Source organism: Nitrosomonas sp. GH22, from assembly GCF_009833115.1.
Taxonomy (GTDB): Bacteria; Pseudomonadota; Gammaproteobacteria; order Burkholderiales; family Nitrosomonadaceae; genus Nitrosomonas; species Nitrosomonas eutropha.
This window is the reverse complement of the sequence record NZ_QRCA01000020.1, coordinates 19,718-42,082: the sequence shown is the minus strand read 5'-3', so window position 1 is coordinate 42,082 and position 22,365 is coordinate 19,718. Positions and strand designations below refer to the sequence as shown.

The following is a 22,365-nucleotide window of genomic DNA, read 5'->3' as shown; positions in this document are numbered from 1 at the left end:
GCGCCTGCTGCACGACAGGAAGTTATAATATTGCTGTCTCTTGCTGTCGTTCTGTATACCTTCTATGTATCTGATAATGGCGATGGCCGTTGCATTACCGAAAATGAATCATAAACTCCAAGGCAGGTTATTCTGGCTACTCGGCAAGAACTTTCTGATTTTCTGAGCGAAGTCGAGCTGCGTGCATACAAGCAAGCGTTATTCGCGGTGCAGGATGAACACACTGCACTGGATATCGTGCAGGACTCAATGATGAAGCTGACCGAGAAGTATGCGCATAAACCGCCTGCCGAGCTCCCTCCCCTGTTTCAGCGCATTCTGCAAAATAAGATTCGTGATTATTATCGGCGACAGAAATCCCGTTCACTCTGGGTGACGTTGTTCTCAGCATTTATGCCTGCTTCAAGCGAAAAAGATACTGATGAATATTCCGATATTCCCGAATCTCTGTCACTGGCGCAGGATTTCGACCAGAAAAACAATCCCGGTACCGCAGCGGAGCAATCTCAACTGATCGAACTGATCAGCAAGGCGCTAGAAACTTTACCGCCACGTCAACGAGAGGCCTTCCTGTTGCGTTACTGGGAAGAGATGGATGTATCCGAAACAGCAAAAATCATGGATTGCTCGGAAGGAAGCGTAAAGACACATTGCTCCCGTGCGACACACACACTTGCCGCTATATTAGAGGGTAAAGGAGTCAAGCGATGAATAAAGAGGAAAAAACGGGGAGAACGATCGCAAGATTGCTGGATCACAGCTTGCGTGACATTACCCCAGGTACTCTGTACCAACTGCGAGCTGCACGCAGAGCCGCTCTGGAAAATTATCAACCAGCAGAAAAAATGCTGCATGCAGGCGCGGGAATATCAGCCCGGAACGGGTATCACTGGCTTGCCAATCATGCCGGCAAATTATTATTATCAGCCAGTTTTCTGCTGCTCCTAATAATTCATAACTACTGGCAGGTAAATTACAGGATTGAAGATAAATCAACAGCATCGCACGCCATATTCACTAATGATGCACCCGCCGAATTATTCAGTACCGAGGATACTGCCAATTTCGAAGAAGAGGAGGATGCTGACGATGGAACTTCTGATGAAACGCCTCCTCACGAAGCCGAAAATAACAATAATTCGGAAAATACGACTGATGTTTCAGCAACCGATGTCAATGAAGAAGCAAATTCTGGTGTGGCTACCGATTCCGTTTACCCCGGTGAAACTCAGGATCCTGACTGGATGGATGAACCTTCCGACAGCAAGGATGACAGGAATTCAGAAACAGATGTCGTCCCTGATGAAACCAGTGATGTTCAGGATTCTGAGGAAGTGGGAGACGCTCATGATGCAGAATCCCCGGATACAGATTCCGAAGACAGGGATACGCAGGATACAGAAACCGATAGCGAGATATCTGCCCCATAGCCCAACCAAGATATAATCCGGATTTGATCCGGCTGCTTCGGTTTCATCCCGGAAGATAAAATTTATTTCTGCTTAAGCACCCTACCCCAGCTAATGCACTCCAACACCAGCGATTTACTCCACCTTGTTCCTGCTGATTTCCCATCAGCCTGGAACAGGCAAATTGAGCCTACACTGATCAATCATGAACAGGTAATTGCCTGGCTGGAAACTGACCTCGATCATCAGTTACATTTTTCACCAGGGCTGATTGTGATTACCACCCGGCGGATTCTGGCTAGAATAGCGGGCGATGAGCACTGGCAGGCATGGCATTATCAACCAAATATGAAGCTAGCTTATCAGGATCACGCCGGGATTTGCAGCATCGAACTGTCTGACACCAGCGCCCGTCTGGCGCGCTGGTATTGCACATTGAGCAAACAACAGGCAGCGGATCAACTGATTATCCACTTTATCCGGCTGATTGATGCGCTTGATACCCAGGCAGCCCTGCCAGCAAAAGGGATGGCAGAACAAGCCAGCAGTAACCAGAATACCGCTGGCAACGATGACAGTAGTGAAGCGGCATACGCTCATCACGATCAGGAAGCAACCTCCACTCCACCCTCTACCTGGACATTGTTTCGCCTGTGGCGCTTTGCCAGACCGTACAAGTGGCAATTATTTACCGGTTTCATGCTAATGCTGGGCAGTACGGCTGCTGCATTGGTACCGCCCTATCTGACCATGCCACTGATGGATAATGTATTGATCCCTTATCAGAACGGCCATCCGATTAATGTTGATCTGGTGATATTTTATCTGTCCGGCTTGCTGGGAGCGGCAATAGTAGCCTGGATTCTTGGCTGGGCGCGCACCTATGTACTGGCCAGGATATCAGAGCGCATCGGCGCTGATTTGCGAACAACAACTTACGAACACCTGCTCAAACTTTCTCAAGCCTATTTCGGTGGGAAACGTACAGGGGATCTGATGGCGCGTATCGGTGCGGAAACCGACCGGATTAACCTGTTTCTTTCGCTCAATCTGCTTGATTTCGCCACGGATGTGCTCATGATCGTCCTGACCGTCATTATCCTGGTTTCAATCGACCCATGGCTCGCGCTTATTACCCTGCTCCCATTGCCGATCATTGCCTGGCTGATTCATCTGGTGCGTGATCGTTTGCGTGTCGGCTTTGAAAAAACCAATCGTGTCTGGGCCGAAGTCAATAATGTTCTGGCAGATACCCTGCCTGGCATCCGAGTGGTCAAGGCATTCGCGCAAGAAGTACGGGAGATCGAACGCTTCCGTGCAGTCAATCAGCGTAATGTGGAAATCAATGATCGTGTCAACAAAGTCTGGGCATTGTTTACCCCCACGGTAACCCTGCTGACAGAATGCGGTCTGCTGGTTGTGTGGATTTTCGGTATCTGGCAGGTATCACAAGATCACATCACCGTCGGGGTACTCACCGCTTTTCTGGCTTATATCGGTCGCTTCTATCTGCGGCTAGATTCAATGAGCCGGATCGTTTCTGCCACACAAAAGGCGGCGGCTGGAACCAAACGGATATTCGATATTCTCGATCACGTTTCCAGCGTGCCGGAACCGGTCAAGCCCGTTCATCTGCCAGCTATAAAAGGCCATATCGAGTTGCGTAATGTCGGTTTCCGTTACGGAACGCGCCGGGTGATACAAAATTTCAATTTTGCAATTGAACCAGGCGAGATGATCGGGCTGGTCGGGCACAGTGGCTCAGGCAAAAGCACACTCATCAACCTGATCTGCCGCTTTTATGATGTGACCGAGGGTGCCATCCTGATTGATGGTATCGATATCCGCTCATTGCCTATCGCGGATTATCGAAAACATATCGGGCTGGTACTGCAGGAACCTTTTCTTTTTTTCGGCACGATTGCCGAGAATATTGCCTATGGAAAACCCGATGCTTCTCGCAAGGAAATTATTACAGCGGCACGCGCTGCCCATGCCCATGAATTTATTTTGCGCCTGCCTTACGGTTATGATTCTCTGGTGGGCGAACGCGGCCAGGCACTCTCGGGTGGCGAAAGGCAGCGTATTTCCATCGCCCGGGCACTGCTAATCGACCCACACATCCTGATACTGGATGAAGCCACTTCATCTGTGGATACCCAGACGGAACAGGAAATTCAAGGGGCACTCGATAATCTTGTTTCCGGTCGGACAACCCTTGCCATTGCTCATCGCCTGTCAACCCTGCAGGAAGCAAACAGGCTGATCGTACTCGACCACGGCAAGATCGTGGAAACAGGCAATCATGCGGAACTCATGGCCTGCCAGGGACATTACTACCACCTTTATCAGTCACAGTCACGTAGCCCAGATAATGAAGAGTCCTCTGTTGAACCCGGTAACCTATCTGATATCAGGGGAAATCGTGTATGAAACTATCTGAATACAAACTGGAGAGGAATGCTTTCGGTCGGGTGGTAGCTATAGGCAAAGATCAGATCTACGAAAGTGTCATACCCGTACGTGCATTTCCAATTACTGCCGCGGATGAGGGAGTAGCTCTGGTCGATGGCCATGGCCATGAAGTGGCCTGGATTGATAATCTTGTTGAATTACAGGAATCAGAGCGAACTTTGATCGAAGAAGAACTTGCCAGCCGTGAATTCATGCCTGAGATAAAGCGCATTGACAAGGTTTCCAGCTTCGCAACCCCCAGCACCTGGCAAATACAAACAAATCGAGGGGAAACCAGCCTCATCCTCAAGGGAGAAGAAGATATCCGTCGGCTGTCGCTCGCTACATTACTGATCACCGACAGCCACGGCATTCACTTCCTGATTCGAGACCGGTTGATACTGGATCATCACAGCAACAGATTGCTGGATCGTTTTTTGTGAAACAAGACAAAAACAAGATTCCCGAATATCAACACATCAAGATTTTCTTTACCACACTGCTGCAATATTCCAAAAAGATAATACAGAGATCGTGTGGCCTGAATAATGGCGTTGACTGCGAGTCGTCCAAGTTCACCACGTACCAGCTGACAATCAAGCGTGAGCAGCTTAAAGCTGCACAACTGTGTGATCAGTAAACGGGAAAGATACTTTCAGCACCGTAAAGCATTCATAACTCACAATAAGTTTTCTCATCAGTTGCGCTTGCCCACTTGGCAAGCGTTTCTTCCAATGCTTTCAAGTATTCGATGTCAATCGGCTGTACACGCCGGATACATGTGAATATAAAACCTCTACAACCAACAGCAGTAGCAGTATAAGCTGCTGTGAATCCCCTTCCTGTGCGCTCACTCTCAGCAAGAAATGAGAGATATCCAAAAATTCCAGATTTCCTGTAAACCAATTGAATATGTCTCGCGTTAATTAGAGGGTGTACATTCGATTACTCACTCATGTTGATTCAATCCGATTTTCCCGCTTGCAGTAAAAAAGATTTTAGGTTTCTTGACATTCGTTATCTGAATGGTCCCAACATGTGGACGTACAACCCTGTTCTGGAGGCAATTGTTGATATCGGTGAGCTGGAGGATTATCCATCAGATACGATCCCTGGTTTTTATGAGCGCTTGTTAGCCTGGTTGCCATCCCTGATTGAACATCGCTGTAGCTATGGTGAGAGAGGTGGATTTTTACGACGGGTCAAGGAAGGAACCTGGCCCTGTCATATTCTTGAGCATGTGACGCTTGAATTGCAAAATCTTGCCGGGATGCAGGGAGGATTTGGCCGGGCGCGCGAAACCACGGAGCGGGGAGTTTATAAGGTAGTTGTCAGTGCGTGGCATGAGGAAATAACACTCAAAGCTTTGTATTTGGCGCGGGAACTGGTACTGGCCGCGATGGGGTTTGACCAGGAACAGCCAGTTTATGACGTAGAAAACGCTATTGGGCAGTTGCGTGACATGATTGATTCACTCTGGATCGGCCCTTCTACCGCTTGTATTGTCGATGCCGCCACAGCACGCAATATTCCGTTCATTCGTTTGCTGGATAAAGGCAATCTTATTCAGTTAGGGCAAGGGGCATGCAGTCGATATATCTGGACCGCAGAAACCGATCGGACCACCGCCATTGCTGAAAGTATTTCGCGTGACAAAGAACTGACCAAATCACTGTTGCGTGCTTGTGGCATACCGGTTCCGGAAGGGCGTATCGTGACTGATCCGGCAGATGCCTGGCTGGCCGCTGCAGATATTGGGTTGCCAGTTGTTGTCAAGCCCAGCGATGGCAATCACGGACGTGGGGTGTTTATTGAGTTGAGTACGCGCGAAGAAATTGAATCTGCTTTCTCTATTGCACAGCAGGAAGGCAGTGATGTGTTAGTTGAGCGCTATATTTCGGGAATCGAACATCGCTTGCTTATCGTTGGCGGACGAGTTATCGCCGCAGCACGGGGAGATTCCGCGCTTGTTACTGGTGATGGCGTTTCCACAATTGCAGAATTGATTGAAAATCAGGTCAATGCCGACCCGCGCCGGGGCACTACTGAAAATCACCCGCTCAATCTTGTCAAGCTGGATGATGCGGTCAAAATGGAACTCACGCATCAGGGCTGCACCTATGATTCTATCCTGCCTGCTGATTCAAAAATACGGGTACAGCGTAATGGCAATCACGCAATTGATGTCACCGATAGCATACACCCGGCCACTGCTGATCTGGCTGCGCTAGCTGCACGAGTCGTTGGTCTGGATATTGCCGGGATTGATCTGGTGGTGGAAGATATTTCACAGCCGCTTGCCGAGCAGGGAGGAGCCATTGTTGAAGTCAATGCCGGTCCCGGTTTGCTAATGCATATCAAGCCCGCTATCGGCAAACCACAACCGGTTGGTGAAGCGATTATCAATCATTTGTTTCCGGATCAGAATCAGAGCCGTATTCCCATTGTCGGCATTACCGGCAGTCATGGCAAAACCACTATCGCCCGTCTTGTTGCCCGTCTGTTCATGCTTGCAAGTAAACGTACCGGTTTAGCATGCAGTAGTGGACTTTATCTCGACCACAAAAAAATTGATTACAACGACTGTGCCAATCACAAATCGGCTCGCCGTATTCTGATGAACCGTACTGTTGAAGCAGCCGTTTTTGAAAATGGTTTCAATAGCATGCTTGAGGAAGGATTAGCGTATGACAGTTGTCAGGTAGGTATTGTTACCCGAATTGAGCCCGCACAACATATTGGTTATCGGGGAATTGAAACACCTGAGCAGATTTTCAAGGTGCTGAGAACCCAGGTTGATGTGGTTTCTCCTACCGGAGGTAAAAAAGATGACATCTTGCCAGAGGCTATGCCGACAATCGGTACAGCTATTCTTGATGCGGAAGATCCTGTGCTAATCCGGATGGCAGATTTATGCCACGGTGAGGTCATTTACATCAGTCGTGATCCCGAATTGCCCACGATAAATACTCACCGGCGAGAGGGAACAGGGCCAACTCGTGGGAAACGGGTTGTTACTGTACGTAACCAGGAGATTCTGCTAATTGATGGTTCTACTGAAACACCCCTTGCCCGGCTGGATGAGCTGCGAGTAGAAACCGGTAATCATATCGTAGAAACGATACATCTTCTGGCGGGCGTTGGCGCTGGCTGGGCCTTGGGCATGTCGTCCGATCTCATTAAAACTGGTTTAACGGCCTTCTTGCAGGATCAGGAAGGCCATCCACCGATATATCAAACTCTCGAAGGTTAGATAATTTAAGGAAAGTATCCATGAAGGTATTACAAGTTCGTGCATTGCGGGGACCTAACGTCTGGGGTAAACATACCGCCATCGAAGCTACGCTAGATCTGGAACAGAATAAACATACGCCTAACACTATTTCCTCCCTGGAAGAGCGTTTATGTAACTATTTTCCGGATATTGTGCAGCTGCAGCCAATTGACTGGCAAGAGACAACACCAGCTAATATTCTGGTATTTATTGCACTGAAATTACAAAAACAGGTCGGCTGCCCCGTAAGCTTCAGTTGTGCGGTCAGAATGGCTGAACCGAATATTTGTCGTGTCGTCGTGGAATATACTGAGGAAGCCGTTGGAAGACTGGCATTTGAACAGGCTTTTGCGTTATATCAGGCAGCAGCAGAATCTGCCGCATTTGATGTTGCTGAAACAATAATCCGTTTACATGAACTGTACGAAGACGTTCGTCTGGGGCCCAGCACAAACTCGATCGTGCAGGCCGCTGTCCGACACAATATTCCATACCGTCGTCTGACTGACGGAAGTCTGGTTCAATTTGGCTGGGGAAGCCGGCAGCGGCGTATTCTGGCTTCTGAAAGCGATCAAACCAGCGTGGTGGCAGAATCCGTTGTGCAAGACAAGGATTTGACCAAGATACTTTTACGCGCAGCTGGCATTCCCGTTCCGACCGGGAGACCGGTGACCAGTGCTGATGATGCCTGGGTAGCAGCCTGCGAAATTGGTGCGCCCATCGTTGTCAAACCGCAGGATGGGAACCATGGTAGAGGAGTTACAGCCAATCTCACTGACCGAGATCAGATAAAAACTGCCTATCATGTTGCGGCAGAGGAAAGCAGCAGTATATTGGTTGAGCGTTACGTAAGCGGATACGATTACCGATTGCTGGTCGTAGGCAACAAGTTGGTTGCGGCAGCAAGACGTGATCCACCTCAGGTTGTCGGTGATGGTATTCATAATATTGCCTGGCTGGTGGATCAGATCAATAGCAACCCGTTGCGCAGCGAAGGCCATGCAAATCTGTTGACCAAAATTCATCTGGATGAAATTTCTCTTGCACACCTTGCGTCGCAAGGATTGAGCGCTACCTCTGTCCCTGAAAAAGAGGGGAAAATAGTATTGCGTAACAACGCCAATCTCTCTACCGGGGGGACAGCAAGGGATGTAACGGATGAAGTTCATCCGGATATTGCTGATTGCGCAGTGATGGCTGCTCGAATGGTTGGCATTGATATCTGTGGTATCGACGTAATATGCAGCAACATCTCGCGACCACTGGAAGAACAGGGTGGCGCAATCATCGAAATCAACGCTGCACCGGGTTTGCGCATGCATCTACAACCTTCATACGGCAAGCCACGCGCAGTAGGAGAAGCCATCATCAATCATCTGTTTACACAGGATGAAGATGCCCGTATTCCAGTGATCGCCGTAACCGGCACCAATGGAAAAACCACTACGGCACGCTTGATTGCCAACATACTGGAACACAACCGGATGCGGGTTGGTATTGCCTGCACGGATGGTGTATTTGTTAATAATCAGTGTGTAGATACGGGCGATTGTAGCGGCCCCAAGAGTGCCAGGAATATTCTGTTTCACCCCGATGTTGATGCTGCAGTACTGGAAACCGCACGTGGCGGTATTCTGCGTGAAGGTTTGGGTTTTGATTATTGTGATGTGGCGGTTGTCACAAATATTGGCCGGGGGGATCATCTTGGTCTGGCTAACATTAATACAGCCGAGGAATTGGCTGCTGTCAAACGCACTATCGTGGAAAACGTCAATCCGGAGAAAGGCGTTGCCGTGTTAAATGCTGACGATCCCCTGGTTCTCGGTATGGCAAGCCACTGCCCGGGTTCTGTCACATTCTTCTCCTGCAATAGCCGTCATCCGGTGATTCTGGAACAGCGCATCCAGGGAAAACGTGTAATCTACTTGGAAGAACAACATATTGTTGTAACGGAAGCCGGAACTGAACGACGAATATCACTCAGCAACATCCAGTTGACGAAGAATGGAATGATCAGCTTCCAGATTGAGAATGTCATGGCGGCTATCGGTGCAGGATTAGCATCCGGGCTGGATTGGTCAATTATTTGCGCAGGCTTGGCTGATTTTGTTAGTGATGCGCAGACTGTCCCAGGCAGATTTAATCTGTTTAATTATCGTGAAGCCACGCTAATTGCGGATTACGGACATAACCCGGATGCGATGGAAGCACTGATATGTGCCATTGATCATATCCCGGCCAAGAAACGTACAGTCGTCATCAGCGCAGCAGGAGATCGCCGAAATGAAGATATTCGGCTACAAACGCAGATTCTGGGTGATGTATTTGACGAAGTTGTTTTGTTTCAGGATAAATGCCAGCGTGGACGTGCTGATGGCGAAGTGCTTGGGTTATTGCGAGAAGGCCTGGAAAATGCAAAACGCGTACGCAAAGTCAGTGAAATTCGTGGTGAGTTCAAGGCGATTGATACCGCATTGACCAATCTGGAAGCCGGGGAGCTTTGCCTTATTCTGATCGATCAGGTGGAGCAGGCGCTTGGATACATCCACTCTCGTATTGCCGCTGATGCTCGTATTGCCGTTGCCTGACAATGACAAAAGAAAAACCGCCTGTGAAGCAATACTCGGAATTCAGGCGGTTTTATTATGCTGCTATCCTGAAGAGGATATTTCATGGAGCCCTGAAACACGCAGCCCCATGATGCTGCAGTTACGTAATGTTATTACAGAGTAGCTTATCTGACCAGGATATTGTCACCCTTGCCAGCTTCCGGATCAGCATCATCACTGAACATAATTACAGCGATTGCACCAGTCAATGCATGATTCATGGCATGGTCAACGATTGCATTAGCACCTGCAACTGGAGAAATCAGATCAAGCGTTGCCGCATCGCCTGGCCCAATTGTATAGGACTGCAATGCATACTGGACATTCTTGGGATTTCCACTGGGGTAGACATTTTCCCAGATCCCAGCGATAGGATGCAGTGAGGAAAACTCATTGGGTCCAGCGTTGACAAAGTAGATACGAACCCGCTCACCCGGCTTGGCTTGCAACCAGCGTGTCGCTTCCGGGTCATGTACCGGATCGTATTTGAAGACGCCGCCATTAAAAACGGCATTAGACCACTGATTCTTCATCATGGCTGTTTTGTCATCCGGATTTTCGTAGTGCTCGGCCTGAATCAGCACATATTCACGATCAGCCTTAGGCAAAGCATTCTCATCCTTCGGATCGACAATAATAACGCCATACATACCACGCGCAATATGCTGAATCATTGGATCCGAACCACAGTGATAAAAGAATACACCGGGATTATCAGCAGTAAAGGTGAATTTTTTTGTTTCGCCTGGTTTGACAGAATCAAAATCCGTCATTACATCCACTCTGGCGGCATGAAAATCCATGCTATGTGAGTTTTTATTGCTTTCTTCATTCACCAGAGTAAATTCGACTGTGTCACCTTCAGTAACACGCACAACCGGACCCGGTACAACACCGCCAAAGGTCCACGCATGATAGGTGCTGCCCTTATTATCGTAGGCCACATCTTTTTCCACTGCATGGATCGTGACCGGTACTGTTTTAGCTACAGCTTCTGCATGAAATCCTGGCAGGGCAACACTGGCTGCCAGCGCAGCAAAGCTTGCATTAAATAATTTTTTATATTTCATATTGTTTTTTCTTCCTCTACTTTATTTACAGATCAACTTTTAATTAATTTGAACCACACTTACAGATATGACGCAGGTAGGCGGCCAGCTGATCAACCTCTTCATCACTGAAAATTTCTCCCCAGGCTGGCATCAACACTGATTTATTGGCGGCAAGACCTCCTTTCTTGATTACTTCAATAATCTCGTCGTTGGGAATATCACCCATACCCTTTGGATCACTGTGATCGCGCGGCTGAACAGATATAAAAGTACTGTTAAGACCATTGCCATCACGGTCGGCACCATGGCATTGTGCACAATACGTATCGTAGAGTTTTTCGGCATGTTTAAACTGGTCATCCGCTGCAGAAGCTGGCGTAGCTAGTGATCCTAAAAAGATCAAACTCATTCCTGCAAGCAGTAAAACAGAACGACTGATATTCATTATTTACCCTCCTTTCCTTTCAGTTGAGCAATATAGCCGGTAAGATTCTGCAGATCCTGCTCGGAAATTTTGAGTTTTGGCATCCAGATACCCTTATCAATTTTCTGCGGATCTTTGATATAGCTGTAAATGAAATCAGGCTGTAAACGGTCACCGGCTGTTTCTAGACTCGAGCCAGACAATCCACCCTTTCCACCACCGATTGAATGGCAGGCATAACAGCCACGCAGTTTGGTGAAGAGCATTTTTGCCATTGGGGATGGTTTCTTGTCCGCATCGTATTTTCCTGTCTCAATCAATCCTTCTGGTCCTTTCAGGGCCATCAAGGCATCAGCAGCTGCTTCAGCATCGGCCTGTGCCAGTTTTGGATGTACCGTGAGCGTAGACTCATCCACAACATCCCCCTTATCGCCCTTCTTGATATGTTTGCGATAGAATTCACCAGCCGGGCGAATTCTGACCGGATCCTGCAGCCATTTCACTAGCCATGGCTTATTAAATTTAACTCCGGCGTAATAAAGATCCGGCCCTTTACGTTCCCACAAACGATCTAGGGAAGTATTTTCCGGCTGAGTCAGCGCATGGCAGGAAGCACATTGTGACTGCAGTATTGCGGAACCGTCCGCAGCAGAAGCTGTTAGCGATGATGCAAGAAAACCCGCACTAACCATCGCCGCAAGCAAATAGGCTTTCATCATATTTCTTCTCCTTTGGTTGTTGTGTTACACATACACATCATTCTTCGATGAGTTCTCCTTTGAAGACTTTCGAATTATGCATTCCGAAGTCTTTTTTCAGAGATTCTTCATAGTAGAAATCAGGTACAAATTTTTTGTCTTTCCATACATAGAAATCGTGGTCAAGTCCGACTTCCTCATACTCGATGGTTGTCATAATTCCACCGTCAGGCTTGTCTCCATTGGTAGTATGCGTATCAACGTGATCATGTATCATCCATAAACCAGGGTTATCCATGTTGATGATAACGTCATAACGCTCGCCCGGCCCAATAAGAACAGTGTCGGCCTTAATTGGACTTTCCAAGGGAAAACCATCCTTGAATACGATGTTAGAGATGTGGCCATGAGTATGAATGGAATGAACTTGATCACCCGCACCAAAGATGCGCAGCCTTATAACATCTCCTTTTTTGACTCGTATGGGTTGCGTTTCAGGAAAAGATTTGGCGTTAATCGTGTAATAATCGAATACATCTCCCGGAATACCACCCTCACCCGGTTTGTTCGCCCAGGCTGATACCCAATCGGAAAGCATCATGATGTATTCTTTGGTCACTGTTTTCTCGATTGGAAGAGGATTCTTCGGCTCCACAATGAGTGGCCCCCACATGCCGCGCATGGTGACGTGTTCGTTAACATTGACGTGACAGTGGTACCACATGGTGCCGGAAGGTTCAGCCTTGAATTTGTAAGTAAACGTATCACCGGGTTCTATCGCATGCTGAGTGGCGTGAGGAACACCATCGTTCTGCCAGGTACCGCGCTGAAGCATGCCGTGCCAGTGGATGGTATGCGGCAGCGTGGTCATGTTGGTTACATTTACTACAACGTCATCGCCTTCCTTGACGTGAATAAGCGGCGCTGGAACCTGGCCATTGAAGGCAAATGTGTGAAAATCTCTCTTGCCGACCAGAACGATCCGGGTGTCTTCGATTGACATATCGAATTCACGTTTTTCGGCCCAGCTTGTTGCAGGAATCATCACCAGTGCATACAGTCCAATAACGATGCTGATGATGAATCGGTAATGCGAAAATATCGAATTTGAATTTCTCATAAATCGGTCCTTTTAGTGTATATTTAATACGCCTTTGATGCACAAAACTCTCTTACTTTTAGATACATACTGTGGTAATACCTCATCAGCACTTGATAGATCCCTCCTTACAGCGATAAAGATATATTTAAAATGTATCTTTGTGCGGATTTTACTTATATCAATCTAATTGTCAATAACTTTTATCGGGGGAAAACGAAATAATCAGCCCGGTGCTCCCGGTATCTATGCTTTCCGGGCTAAAATAAAATGTGGGGGTATGTTGTCATCCGCGCCTATTATTAAAGGGGGTATGCCTCATGAAACTGACGAATTACAGTGATTACGCTTTGCGTATCCTGATTTATCTCGGTTTGAAAAGAGAGAAATTATCTACTATTACTGAAATATCCGATTGTTATCGCATTTCACGTAATCATGTCGTCAAGATCGTGCATCATCTGGGTCAGCTCGGTTACCTGGAAACGCTACGTGGAAAACACGGGGGTATCCGTCTGGCACGAGCACCTGAAATGATCAATATCGGTGAAGTCATGCGTCATACGGAAACTTCTATGGATCTCGTTGAATGCTTCAGCGATCAGAATGCATGTATTATCTGCGACAGTTGTGTGTTGCGCTCAATCATCGCGGAAGCGCTCGCGGCGTTCATGACCGTGCTTGATAGCTATACTCTGGCTGATCTGATGGTTCCCAAACGTCAATTAAAAAAGCAACTGCAAGTCATGGGAATGTTCGATAACCTAACGGATCAATCAAACTGAAAGTCATAAAATAGATCAACTGCGCTATCATCTCCTGCCCGGGTCACCACTGAAACATGAGGAAATAAACTGTAGGTCAGCTTGGCGACCCCGGCCGATGCGGAAGTCAACCCATGCTCGAAACTCAGGTAGGCGCGTGATGAAAGCCGTTTACCGATCATACCCACCTGGTCGGTTAAAGAACCGCCCTCCTGCTGCCGGATTGAAAAATCATCAATACCCAACCCTTGGGTAATACTGTCCAGAACACCCTCATCAGATCCTCCCAGAATGCTACCGGCCGCACTCAACAATAATCCGCTGTCCAGGCCGCTTTTATCGGTAGGTCGCCCCAGTACGATCCAGGACAGCTTCTCTGAATCGGGAACCTCGGGTTGTGATACCAGCTTGATTTTGGGTTGTCTCACTGTCCCTGTTATTTCTATGCCCGCTTCTACCTGCAAACCGCTACGCACCGCCAAGATATTGAGTCCTGGATTATCAAGCGGCCCATCAAAATTCACAATTCCACGCCGGACGAGCAAGTTTTGACTGTATGCCCCAAAATGGGTGTCACGAGTTGCAATAGTTCCCACTGCATTGAGTAATCGTCCCGGTTCACTGTGCAGACGCAACTGTCCAACCAGCCGCCCCTCCAATCCTGAAGCACGCAGAAAGAACCGCTCTCCCAAATCCAGTGTTGCATCCAGATTTATTTTAAAAACCTGTGATTCTGGCTCGGAATCAGTCTTGCCCGTAATGATGATATCCTCTGCCAAGTTAGGCGTTCCGGCCTCCGGCTGCTTGATAAAGCCAATATCCGTCATGATTTTTCCGGTAACATCAAGCACGTTATCACTGAAACCAACCAAACTGGTTCCAGAAACGACGATCCAGCGATCTTCTTGTTGTGCAACAGGCAAATGATCAATTTCAATGGCAAGATTACTTTGCTGGTTATGGATATTCACACTACCATGCGCACTTAGCCGGCCAGACTTCTGCGTCAACTTCAGTCCTTTAAGCAATTTATCCTTCGTGGGTTTCTCAAGTGGCGCAGTAAAATTGAGCGTTTCAAGCAAAACTCTATCCTGGTTAAAATCCACAGCAAGCTTGCCTTCTTTTAATTGCAACCCCTGATCCAGCAGCGCAATCACCAATGCATCTCCTGTTACACTGCCCTGCAGCTCTGGTTGTTCAAGCGTTCCTGCCAGCCGAGCGTGTGCAGCAAGCTGACCTTCGCTACGCAGATTGTCGCCTATAACCGAGCCGACCCAGGTGAGATCAGGCAGATTCAGGTGCAGATCTCCATTCAGCGGGGCATTTTTCTGAATTTCCCAGATAGAACCGGCTGGTTGCAACGGGACACTAACCCTCGCCGTGGCTTCGCCGACGTGCGCCCCGCGAATAACCAACTGTCCGTTTAGATTATTATTTTCAGCTAGCAGATTGAATGCAAGCGTTTGTAAACCCAATGCAAACGGAGTTTCTGTCGGCAGGATAAAGTCCCCTTTTTCTCGCTGTACATGCAAACGCCCGGTTAATTGCTGATCAGCCGCAAACTGCCAGTCTCCGCCCAGTTTCAGAGGTTCATAATTTTTTGGGGACAGCCCGCCCGATTGCAATGCAATACCGGAGAAATTACCCCGGGTAGACCATTGTTTGGGGGTCCAGTGTGCATCAAGAATATTAATATCGCCCGCAGCAACCTTTATACGAGTATGCCCCAATACAACCGCCTCCGGACTGATCCGGACGCTTGGCTGAGTTACCAGATCGAGGGGTACCGAGCCAGTCAGAGCAAGTTTATTAATGATCCCATCCCATTGGAAATGCTGCGTATCTCCGGGACGGGTGATCAATCCTCCTTTTGCCTGAAATTGTGCTTCAGTCGTTTGGTCAATCTGGCTGTTGATCAATAGCTGGTGATTTGATTGAGTCCCATCCAGTCCAACTGATAATTGCTGCAAGAATATTTCTGTGCCTTTTTGATAGGCTCCTGCCTGGAGATCAAGTTGAATAACGGTTCCACGCAAACTGCCTTTGGCTTTGAGTTGGGCAAGTTGATGTTCTTCATGAAAATTGAAATGATTTGAATTAAGCTCAAATGCCACATCCGGACGATCAATCTTACCGCTTAGCTCAATCCGGGAATGCATATCGCCTTGCAGCCCGAATCCGATCTGAGTCAATTTGGGTGCGGCCAGTACCACTGACAGATGATCTTCTGCGTTTCCTAATGCCCCCTTTATCTCAAGCTGATTATCCCCCAGATGCAAGCGGGCATCACTTTTAACCCGCCTGGATTGCAGCAAAGCCAAAGTTCCTTGGCCAGTTACTGGCTGGTTAGAGAAGTGACTTTGATCAATCGAGAAATTAATATTAGCAATCGGTTGTGGTGCCAGCTGCCCCCCCAGATTAAATTTGGCATTGAGATTGGAGGATGGCACATCAGCAAATGCAGAAATGTCAAACTGCTTGAGTAATCCCTCAAACGTAAAAGGCTGCGATTCATCCAGTTGTAATACACCGTGACCTGACAGACTGGAATCCCCTCGGGCGAGATCAAGTTTTTCGACGGTGATGACTGAAGCAGCACGCGCCAATGCCATATCTATGTCCATTTGCAACGCTTCATCACGCAACTTGATCGTTCCATGCTGAGCATCCTGATCGCCTGCAAAATGCAGATTTCCAGACAAATTTGCTGGATGTAAACCACTTTTTAAAGAGGCTGGATTCAATTGCCGGACTTGAATGTCTGCCTGCCCTGTTTTAGTGCTGATTTGCCAGTTGGCTTTTCCTGTCAGGCTACCAGGCACAGCTTCCTGTTCAGACAAACGTAGCGCGATATCATCCAGATGAATGTCATCACCAGTAAATAAAAACTGTAAACGCATATCTTTCAATGGGATACCTTCCTGACCCAGTGGGCGTGCTATAGTATTACTAACAGTAATACGCCCTTCCAGGCGCTCAGCCTGGGTTTGCTCAAGATAACTGCGAATACTCAGATCAGCTTTGGGCAGATCTGGAGAAAAAACATGAGGATTCAGCCCATTGAATACTAGACGGGCATCAAGTAAAGGTAATTTATCAAAAGGATGAATGGTAAAAATGCCAGCCCCATTCAATTCACCATCCTTTACAGCCAGCTTTGCCCTTATCTGTTGTAAGTTACCACTCAGTTTAAGAACCGCATGACTTGGTTTATTATCAGCATTGACAGCATTCGCCCAACTGTAAAACACCAGTTGTGACATCAGATCAAATGGTGGATCGGGGGCAATCTCCAGGTTACCTGCAATCTTTCCCTGCTCCAGTTCAAGTGCCAGTGTTTGCAGACGATGGCGTTTGCCATCACTGTCCAGCCGAAGGACAAGATCGGATATCTCCAGATCGGGCTGATCATTACCCAATGTATAGGTCTTGAGTGAGCGGATACCCAATTTTTCGATTACCATGCCAATTGGCAGCGACAGGCTTTCGGGTTGTGTAACTGGCTCTTCCTCTTCTTCAGATGGTGCGTTATGTACTTCAACTGATTGAATGGTCAGCGCTTCAATCAAAAGATTACCCATCAGCAAACGTTGTGGTTGCCAGCGAAAATCCAGATTTTCTACCCGAGCATCCAGCTCATCATTTTTGAAAGTGATTGTTTGTGCATGAAAAGCATGCTGCAAACTGCCGGATATACCCGAAAATGTCAGCGCGCCATTCGTGGCTCGGGAAGCAGTTGCAAACAACCAGTGTAGGCCAGAAGAAGTAAAAACCAGCCAATACAAACCACTTGTCATGGCCAGCATCAACGCTGCCAGCATTCCCGAAAACCATTTTCTGAAACGCCGTGGAGATTTCACAGAAGATTGCGATACCGGATTTTTGTTATTTATCTGATGATCCATATCAGAACGCCACTGCAATGGAGAAATGCACCCGTAATGTGCCGGTATCATGCCGCCTAGCCAGATCCAGTGCAAACGGGCCGGCCGGGCTGCGCCAGCGTGCACCCACCCCGTAACCTAGCGCTAGTTTAAAATCTTCCCACCTGTCTGCCGCATCACCCGCATCAACAAATGCCGCCCCACCCCAGTCGTTCGAGAACCAGTGAACATATTCAGCTGTTCCAGTTGCCACAACACGTCCACCAACAATAGCATTTCCTTCACGCACGCCCAGACTCAGAAAATCGTAACCCCGGATAGATTGAATGCCCCCGGCGCGGAACAGGTATTCCTGCGGGATCCCCTGACGCGATGAAGCCAGGGTATAGCCAGCTTCTGCACGGAAATACAATGTATCCCGCCGGCCGACAGGAAACCACTGCTGATGCCGGAGGTAGCTGCGGACAAAGTTCCGATCAGACAGCACGTAGCTGGAACCGCCACCCAGTCGCACCTCTGAAACAAAACCACTGTGAACATTTACCGGATCGTCAATATCGTGGTAGCGATACCATGAATCCAGCGCCAGGGTTTCATTCACGGTATTGGGTGCGCCAGAAGGTTCCCGTTCCTCGCGTTGCCAATTGACGCCCACTTTCAAAATGGAATGAGCCGTGGTTCGTATCCTGGAAAAATCCACACGCTGATTAAAGGTTTTCAGGTTTTTGATATCGGTCTTCTCGACGCGTACACCGGATGAATACCGATAACGATTGGCATCCGGCAAAGTATCTACTCTTGCAGAAAATGTCTGGCGTTTTTGTTCCAGGCGCAACAGGCTGCCCAGATTCCAGGCACGCCCCAAAAAATTGTAATCTTGATAATTGATTTCACCACGTGCGCCATTGTTGGAGCTGTAGCCAATGCCTGCACCAACGTGTTTGGATTTTGCCTCAGTCAATATGACTATTACCGGCACAGCCTCGTGCAAAGCGGGATCTGGTTTGATCGTAACAGCCGCCGAATTAAATAGCTGACTATTCTGCAGCGCCACCTGAAAAGCCAACAATTGATCCCGGCGATAGGGATCACCCGGGCGGAAAGGCATACTGTTTTGAATTACATCCGGTTGATAGCGTTCCAGACCAGTAATCTGCAGCTCTCCATAACGAAATGCCGGGCCGGAATCAATGATGATCGACAAGGTTGCCTGGGCGGTATCGGGATCCACTCTTGCATAACTCTCAACGATACGAGCAGTGGCATAATCTCTGTCCGCTACGTTGGAGAGTAAAGCAGATTTGGCATCTTCCCAGCGTGCACTGCGAAAAACCTTACCTGGCTTCAGCGTCCACCCGGCACGCAACTGCTCTACCCGTATATGCTGTTCGGGCTCATCTGCCGCCAGATTTCCCTGAAATTCGATGGACACAGCAGCGACACGTGTGCGGGGACCAGGTGTAACGCGCAATTCATACGCCTTATTATTTTCCCGTTCATTAAATTCGATTTCAGGGGTAAAGTACCCTTCTGTTGCCAGCAGCTCAGTGGATTCCTGTTTTATTTTACGTGCATAAGCTGCCTGACTGATTTCATCCTTGAATGGCTTGGCCGGAGGAGTAATATATTTTTCCAGCAGCTTTTTGGCAGTTGATGGTGCAATAATCGTCACTTCAACAGGATCCGATTTCTTTTCCTTTTCCGTATCCTTGCTAATGGCGGAAGCTGCCAAAGCGGTGCCGCAGCAGGACAAATACAACAAACAGAGTAACAACAACCCAGCACGCCAATTACATTCTGCCTGATAAAAAAACTTGTCCAGCCTATTCATACAGGCGAAACAATATTTGAGCATATACCACGAATACATATCCTGTTTGCTTGAGACACTGGTATAAATTTTTGTGGCGAAAGGGAAATTCATGGATAGCAGGCTGCGATAAGTGGCACCCATTTTACAATAAGAGGACAACATGTCTGTATCAAGACTATTCCAGCAGGATTGTCGTGACTGCCCACGTCTGGCACAGCATCTGGATCAGGTTAAAACGGATCACCCAGATTATCATGCTCGGCCAGTTGCTCCCTTCGGAGATACTTCAGCAAAGTTGCTGATCATCGGGCTCGCACCCGGATTGCATGGCGCCAACCGGACCGGCCGTCCGTTTACCGGTGATTACGCTGGTATCCTACTGTATCAAACATTACATAAATTTGGTTTCGCCAACCGCAGCAAATCTGTTGCGGTTGACGATGCACTTCGCCTGATTAACTGCCGGATAACCAATGCAGTCAAATGTTTACCACCTGCCAATAAACCACTACCGGCAGAAATACGACAGTGCAATATTTTTCTGGCATCTGAATTGCATGATTTTGTAAGCAATGGCGGGCAGGCATTACTGGCGCTGGGAACGGTTGCCCATCAGGCTACATTAACAGCATTGCAACTCCGAAAAACAGATTATCCCTTTAGTCATGGCGCTGTTCACCCTGTTGCAGGAAGATTGAGGCTTTATGACAGCTATCATTGCAGTCGCTACAATACCCAGACCAAACGCCTGACAGAACCCATGTTTGAACAGATTTTCGACAGAATTTGTCAGGATATGGCTGCAACTTGATAAATAACAGGAGAGTAAAGATGCCTTATGTAAATATCCGGCTGGCCGGTACGCTGACCAACGAACAAAAACAGCAGATCACCACTGAAATTACCGACACGCTGGAACGTATCGCACACAAGCCTAAATCTTACGTTTATATTGCCTTTGATGAAATGCCGCATGAAAGCTGGGCAATCGGCGGCCGGCTGCTGGGCAGCGATAAGTAACAAGGTACCTGTCTTGCCGGATTCCTCTTTCGACGGTAAAGCGTTTGTTCTGACGCTCCCTTCTCAACCGGGCGTATATCGCATGCTGAATGCGGCCGGCGATGTGATTTATGTAGGCAAAGCCATTGATCTGCGGAAAAGGGTGTCATCCTATTTTCAAAAATCGAATCTGTCACCGCGTATTCAGCTCATGGTATCGCAGATTACAGGGATTGAGACGACAGTCACCCGCTCCGAAGCGGAAGCGCTGCTGCTTGAAAACAACCTGATCAAAAGCCTTGCGCCCCGCTACAACATCCTGTTCCGGGATGACAAATCCTACCCTTACCTGCTACTGACGAATCATGCTTTTCCCAGGCTGGCGTTTTATCGCGGTGCACTGGATAACCGTCATCAGTATTTTGGCCCATTTCCCAATGCAGGCGTGGTCAAATCCAGCATTCAGCTGCTGCAGAAAGTTTTTCGCCTGCGCACCTGTGAAAATTCGGTGTTTAATAATCGTACACGGCCATGCCTGCTTCACCAGATCAAGCGCTGCAGCGCACCATGCGTTAATCTGATCACCCCGGAAGCGTACCAGGAAGATGTCAACAGTGCAGCCCTGTTTCTGCAAGGCAAACAGGACGAAGTATTAAAAACCATAGAACAGAAAATGTTTGAGGCATCGGATCGACAAGCGTATGAACAGGCAGTACTGTTCCGTGACCAAATGCAGGCTTTACGCATGATTCAGGAAAAACAGTTTGTCGACAGCGGCAGAGCACTGGATGCTGATGTTATCGCCTGCACAACCGGGACAGACAAACATACTGTTGCGGTCAACCTGGTCATGATTCGCAGCGGACGACATCTGGGTGACAAAACCTTTTTCCCGCAGAACACACATGAAGACAGTATCAGCACGGTGCTGGAAGCTTTTGTCAGCCAACATTACCTGAATCGCAGCGTTCCACCACTGATCATCCTGGGTAAAAAAATCCGGGTGACACTCCTGCAAAAATTGCTATCTGAACAGGCTGGTCATAAAGTCACCCTGACGATCAATCCAATTGGAGAACGACGCAAGTGGCTGGACATGGCAACCGAAAATGCGCAACTGGCGCTACAGCAAAAACAGATCCAGCAAGCCAGCCAGGAAGATCGGTTGCAGGCACTGCAGGAGGTTTTGAATCTGCCAGGTCTGGCACGTATCGAATGTTTTGACATCAGCCATACCATGGGAGAAGCAACGATTGCCTCCTGCGTGGTGTATGACCATTATGCCATGCGTAACGGCGAATATCGGCGTTATAACATTACCGGCATCACGCCGGGAGATGACTATGCAGCGATGCGTGATGTACTACAACGACGCTACGCAAAGATAGCCATGGAAGAAGGCAAGCTACCCGATCTGATCCTGATTGATGGTGGCAAAGGACAAATAAGCGTTGCCAGCGAAGTAATGATAGAACTGGGGCTCAATGATATTCCATTGGTAGGTGTGGCAAAAGGCGAAGCACGCAAGCCAGGACTGGAACAGCTGATCCTCCCCTGGCAGGAAGAAACCTTGCATCTGCCGAATGACCATCCGGCTCTACACCTTACCCAACAGATTCGTGATGAAGCACACCGTTTTGCCATCCAGGGACATCGGGCAAAACGTGCCAAGACCCGTAAAACCTCCTCTCTTGAACAGATTGCCGGCATTGGCAGCAAACGCCGTCAGAACCTACTCACCCGCTTTGGTGGACTTAAAGGTGTCAAGAATGCCAGCATCGAAGAATTACAGCAGACAGAAGGTGTCAGTCGGGCGCTGGCTGAAAAAATTTACCGGGAATTACGCTGACAAGGCGACTTAAACCCAGAAACTGCATCACCAACAG

At 48.3% G+C, this 22,365-nt stretch carries 16 protein-coding genes; 10 read left to right on the top strand and 6 right to left on the bottom strand.

The window, feature by feature from the left end:
* The first annotated feature begins 132 nt into the window (after positions 1 to 132).
* The 6 genes from ABF86_RS07485 (at position 133) to cphA (ABF86_RS07460) (ending at position 9,725) form a co-directional block, all read left to right on the top strand.
* On the top strand, positions 133 to 711 hold the full coding sequence (locus tag ABF86_RS07485; protein WP_049753108.1) for an RNA polymerase sigma factor: 579 nt from the start codon (positions 133 to 135) through the stop codon (positions 709 to 711).
* On the top strand, positions 708 to 1,430 hold the full coding sequence (locus ABF86_RS07480) for a DUF3619 family protein (protein ID WP_011634450.1): 723 nt from the start codon (positions 708 to 710) through the stop codon (positions 1,428 to 1,430). The genes ABF86_RS07485 and ABF86_RS07480 overlap by 4 nt, the downstream gene beginning before the upstream one ends.
* A gap of 93 nt (positions 1,431 to 1,523) precedes the next feature.
* Complete coding sequence (locus tag ABF86_RS07475) at positions 1,524 to 3,842, top strand: ABC transporter ATP-binding protein (protein ID WP_011634451.1); 2,319 nt, start codon at positions 1,524 to 1,526, stop codon at positions 3,840 to 3,842.
* The gene (locus tag ABF86_RS07470; RefSeq protein ID WP_011634452.1) at positions 3,839 to 4,306 is read left to right on the top strand and encodes a DUF1854 domain-containing protein; all 468 of its coding nucleotides are present in this window, start codon (positions 3,839 to 3,841) and stop codon (positions 4,304 to 4,306) included. Before ABF86_RS07475 ends, ABF86_RS07470 begins: the two co-directional genes overlap by 4 nt.
* Before the next feature lie 512 nt (positions 4,307 to 4,818).
* Complete coding sequence (gene cphA, locus ABF86_RS07465; protein ID WP_011634455.1) at positions 4,819 to 7,116, top strand: cyanophycin synthetase; 2,298 nt, start codon at positions 4,819 to 4,821, stop codon at positions 7,114 to 7,116.
* 20 nt (positions 7,117 to 7,136) lie between these two features.
* Positions 7,137 to 9,725, top strand: coding sequence for a cyanophycin synthetase (cphA, locus tag ABF86_RS07460; RefSeq protein WP_074685186.1), 2,589 nt, complete (start codon positions 7,137 to 7,139; stop codon positions 9,723 to 9,725).
* 146 nt (positions 9,726 to 9,871) lie between these two features.
* On the opposite strand, the gene ABF86_RS07455 is transcribed toward cphA (ABF86_RS07460), so the two are convergent.
* The 4 genes from ABF86_RS07455 to ABF86_RS07440 are packed head-to-tail and all read right to left on the bottom strand — an operon-like array spanning position 9,872 to position 13,040.
* Positions 9,872 to 10,816: a multicopper oxidase domain-containing protein gene (locus ABF86_RS07455; RefSeq protein WP_011634457.1), complete on the bottom strand. Its 945-nt coding sequence runs from the start codon at positions 10,814 to 10,816 to the stop codon at positions 9,872 to 9,874.
* Between the two features lie 43 nt (positions 10,817 to 10,859).
* A complete protein-coding gene (locus ABF86_RS07450; RefSeq protein WP_011634458.1) occupies positions 10,860 to 11,243 on the bottom strand; it encodes a cytochrome c in 384 nt (127 codons plus the stop codon).
* The gene (locus ABF86_RS07445; RefSeq protein ID WP_204987580.1) at positions 11,243 to 11,941 is read right to left on the bottom strand and encodes a c-type cytochrome; all 699 of its coding nucleotides are present in this window, start codon (positions 11,939 to 11,941) and stop codon (positions 11,243 to 11,245) included. Before ABF86_RS07445 ends, ABF86_RS07450 begins: the two co-directional genes overlap by 1 nt.
* A 37-nt stretch (positions 11,942 to 11,978) precedes the next feature.
* Positions 11,979 to 13,040, bottom strand: coding sequence for a multicopper oxidase domain-containing protein (locus tag ABF86_RS07440; RefSeq protein WP_011634460.1), 1,062 nt, complete (start codon positions 13,038 to 13,040; stop codon positions 11,979 to 11,981).
* Positions 13,041 to 13,339: 299 nt separating this feature from the next.
* Here ABF86_RS07440 and ABF86_RS07435 point away from each other — a divergent pair, with 299 nt between their 5' ends.
* Positions 13,340 to 13,804: an Rrf2 family transcriptional regulator gene (locus ABF86_RS07435; RefSeq protein WP_011634461.1), complete on the top strand. Its 465-nt coding sequence runs from the start codon at positions 13,340 to 13,342 to the stop codon at positions 13,802 to 13,804.
* On the opposite strand, the gene ABF86_RS07430 is transcribed toward ABF86_RS07435, so the two are convergent.
* Both ABF86_RS07430 and ABF86_RS07425 read right to left on the bottom strand, forming a co-directional pair.
* On the bottom strand, positions 13,792 to 17,688 hold the full coding sequence (locus tag ABF86_RS07430; protein WP_160803513.1) for a translocation/assembly module TamB domain-containing protein: 3,897 nt from the start codon (positions 17,686 to 17,688) through the stop codon (positions 13,792 to 13,794). The two genes, ABF86_RS07435 and ABF86_RS07430, sit on opposite strands and share 13 nt — an antisense overlap.
* A 1-nt stretch (position 17,689) precedes the next feature.
* Positions 17,690 to 19,498 (bottom strand): autotransporter assembly complex family protein, encoded by a 1,809-nt coding sequence (locus ABF86_RS07425; RefSeq protein WP_240142264.1) that lies wholly within the window; start codon positions 19,496 to 19,498, stop codon positions 17,690 to 17,692.
* A gap of 142 nt (positions 19,499 to 19,640) precedes the next feature.
* Between ABF86_RS07425 and ABF86_RS07420 the strand changes: the two genes are divergently transcribed.
* From ABF86_RS07420 to uvrC, 3 genes are read left to right on the top strand one after another with little or no spacing between them, the layout of a single operon-like run.
* Positions 19,641 to 20,291 (top strand): uracil-DNA glycosylase, encoded by a 651-nt coding sequence (locus ABF86_RS07420; RefSeq protein WP_074685182.1) that lies wholly within the window; start codon positions 19,641 to 19,643, stop codon positions 20,289 to 20,291.
* Between the two features lie 20 nt (positions 20,292 to 20,311).
* Positions 20,312 to 20,500: a 4-oxalocrotonate tautomerase family protein gene (locus ABF86_RS07415; RefSeq protein ID WP_074685180.1), complete on the top strand. Its 189-nt coding sequence runs from the start codon at positions 20,312 to 20,314 to the stop codon at positions 20,498 to 20,500.
* 13 nt (positions 20,501 to 20,513) lie between these two features.
* Entirely contained in the window at positions 20,514 to 22,328 is a 1,815-nt protein-coding gene (gene uvrC / locus ABF86_RS07410; RefSeq protein WP_074685178.1) for an excinuclease ABC subunit UvrC, read from the top strand.
* Positions 22,329 to 22,365 lie beyond the last annotated feature (37 nt).

Excerpts from the sequence above, each read along its gene's own strand:
- ABF86_RS07480 (WP_011634450.1), top strand. The coding sequence starts at position 708 with ATGAATAAAGAGGAAAAAACGGGGAGAACGATCGCAAGATTGCTGGAT.
- ABF86_RS07475 (WP_011634451.1), top strand. The coding sequence starts at position 1,524 with ATGCACTCCAACACCAGCGATTTACTCCACCTTGTTCCTGCTGATTTC.
- ABF86_RS07470 (WP_011634452.1), top strand. The coding sequence starts at position 3,839 with ATGAAACTATCTGAATACAAACTGGAGAGGAATGCTTTCGGTCGGGTG.
- cphA (WP_011634455.1), top strand. The coding sequence starts at position 4,819 with ATGTTGATTCAATCCGATTTTCCCGCTTGCAGTAAAAAAGATTTTAGG.
- cphA (WP_074685186.1), top strand. The coding sequence starts at position 7,137 with ATGAAGGTATTACAAGTTCGTGCATTGCGGGGACCTAACGTCTGGGGT.
- ABF86_RS07455 (WP_011634457.1), bottom strand. The coding sequence starts at position 10,816 with ATGAAATATAAAAAATTATTTAATGCAAGCTTTGCTGCGCTGGCAGCC.
- ABF86_RS07450 (WP_011634458.1), bottom strand. The coding sequence starts at position 11,243 with ATGAATATCAGTCGTTCTGTTTTACTGCTTGCAGGAATGAGTTTGATC.
- ABF86_RS07445 (WP_204987580.1), bottom strand. The coding sequence starts at position 11,941 with ATGATGAAAGCCTATTTGCTTGCGGCGATGGTTAGTGCGGGTTTTCTT.
- ABF86_RS07440 (WP_011634460.1), bottom strand. The coding sequence starts at position 13,040 with ATGAGAAATTCAAATTCGATATTTTCGCATTACCGATTCATCATCAGC.
- ABF86_RS07435 (WP_011634461.1), top strand. The coding sequence starts at position 13,340 with ATGAAACTGACGAATTACAGTGATTACGCTTTGCGTATCCTGATTTAT.
- ABF86_RS07430 (WP_160803513.1), bottom strand. The coding sequence starts at position 17,688 with ATGGATCATCAGATAAATAACAAAAATCCGGTATCGCAATCTTCTGTG.
- ABF86_RS07425 (WP_240142264.1), bottom strand. The coding sequence starts at position 19,498 with ATGAATAGGCTGGACAAGTTTTTTTATCAGGCAGAATGTAATTGGCGT.
- ABF86_RS07420 (WP_074685182.1), top strand. The coding sequence starts at position 19,641 with ATGTCTGTATCAAGACTATTCCAGCAGGATTGTCGTGACTGCCCACGT.
- ABF86_RS07415 (WP_074685180.1), top strand. The coding sequence starts at position 20,312 with ATGCCTTATGTAAATATCCGGCTGGCCGGTACGCTGACCAACGAACAA.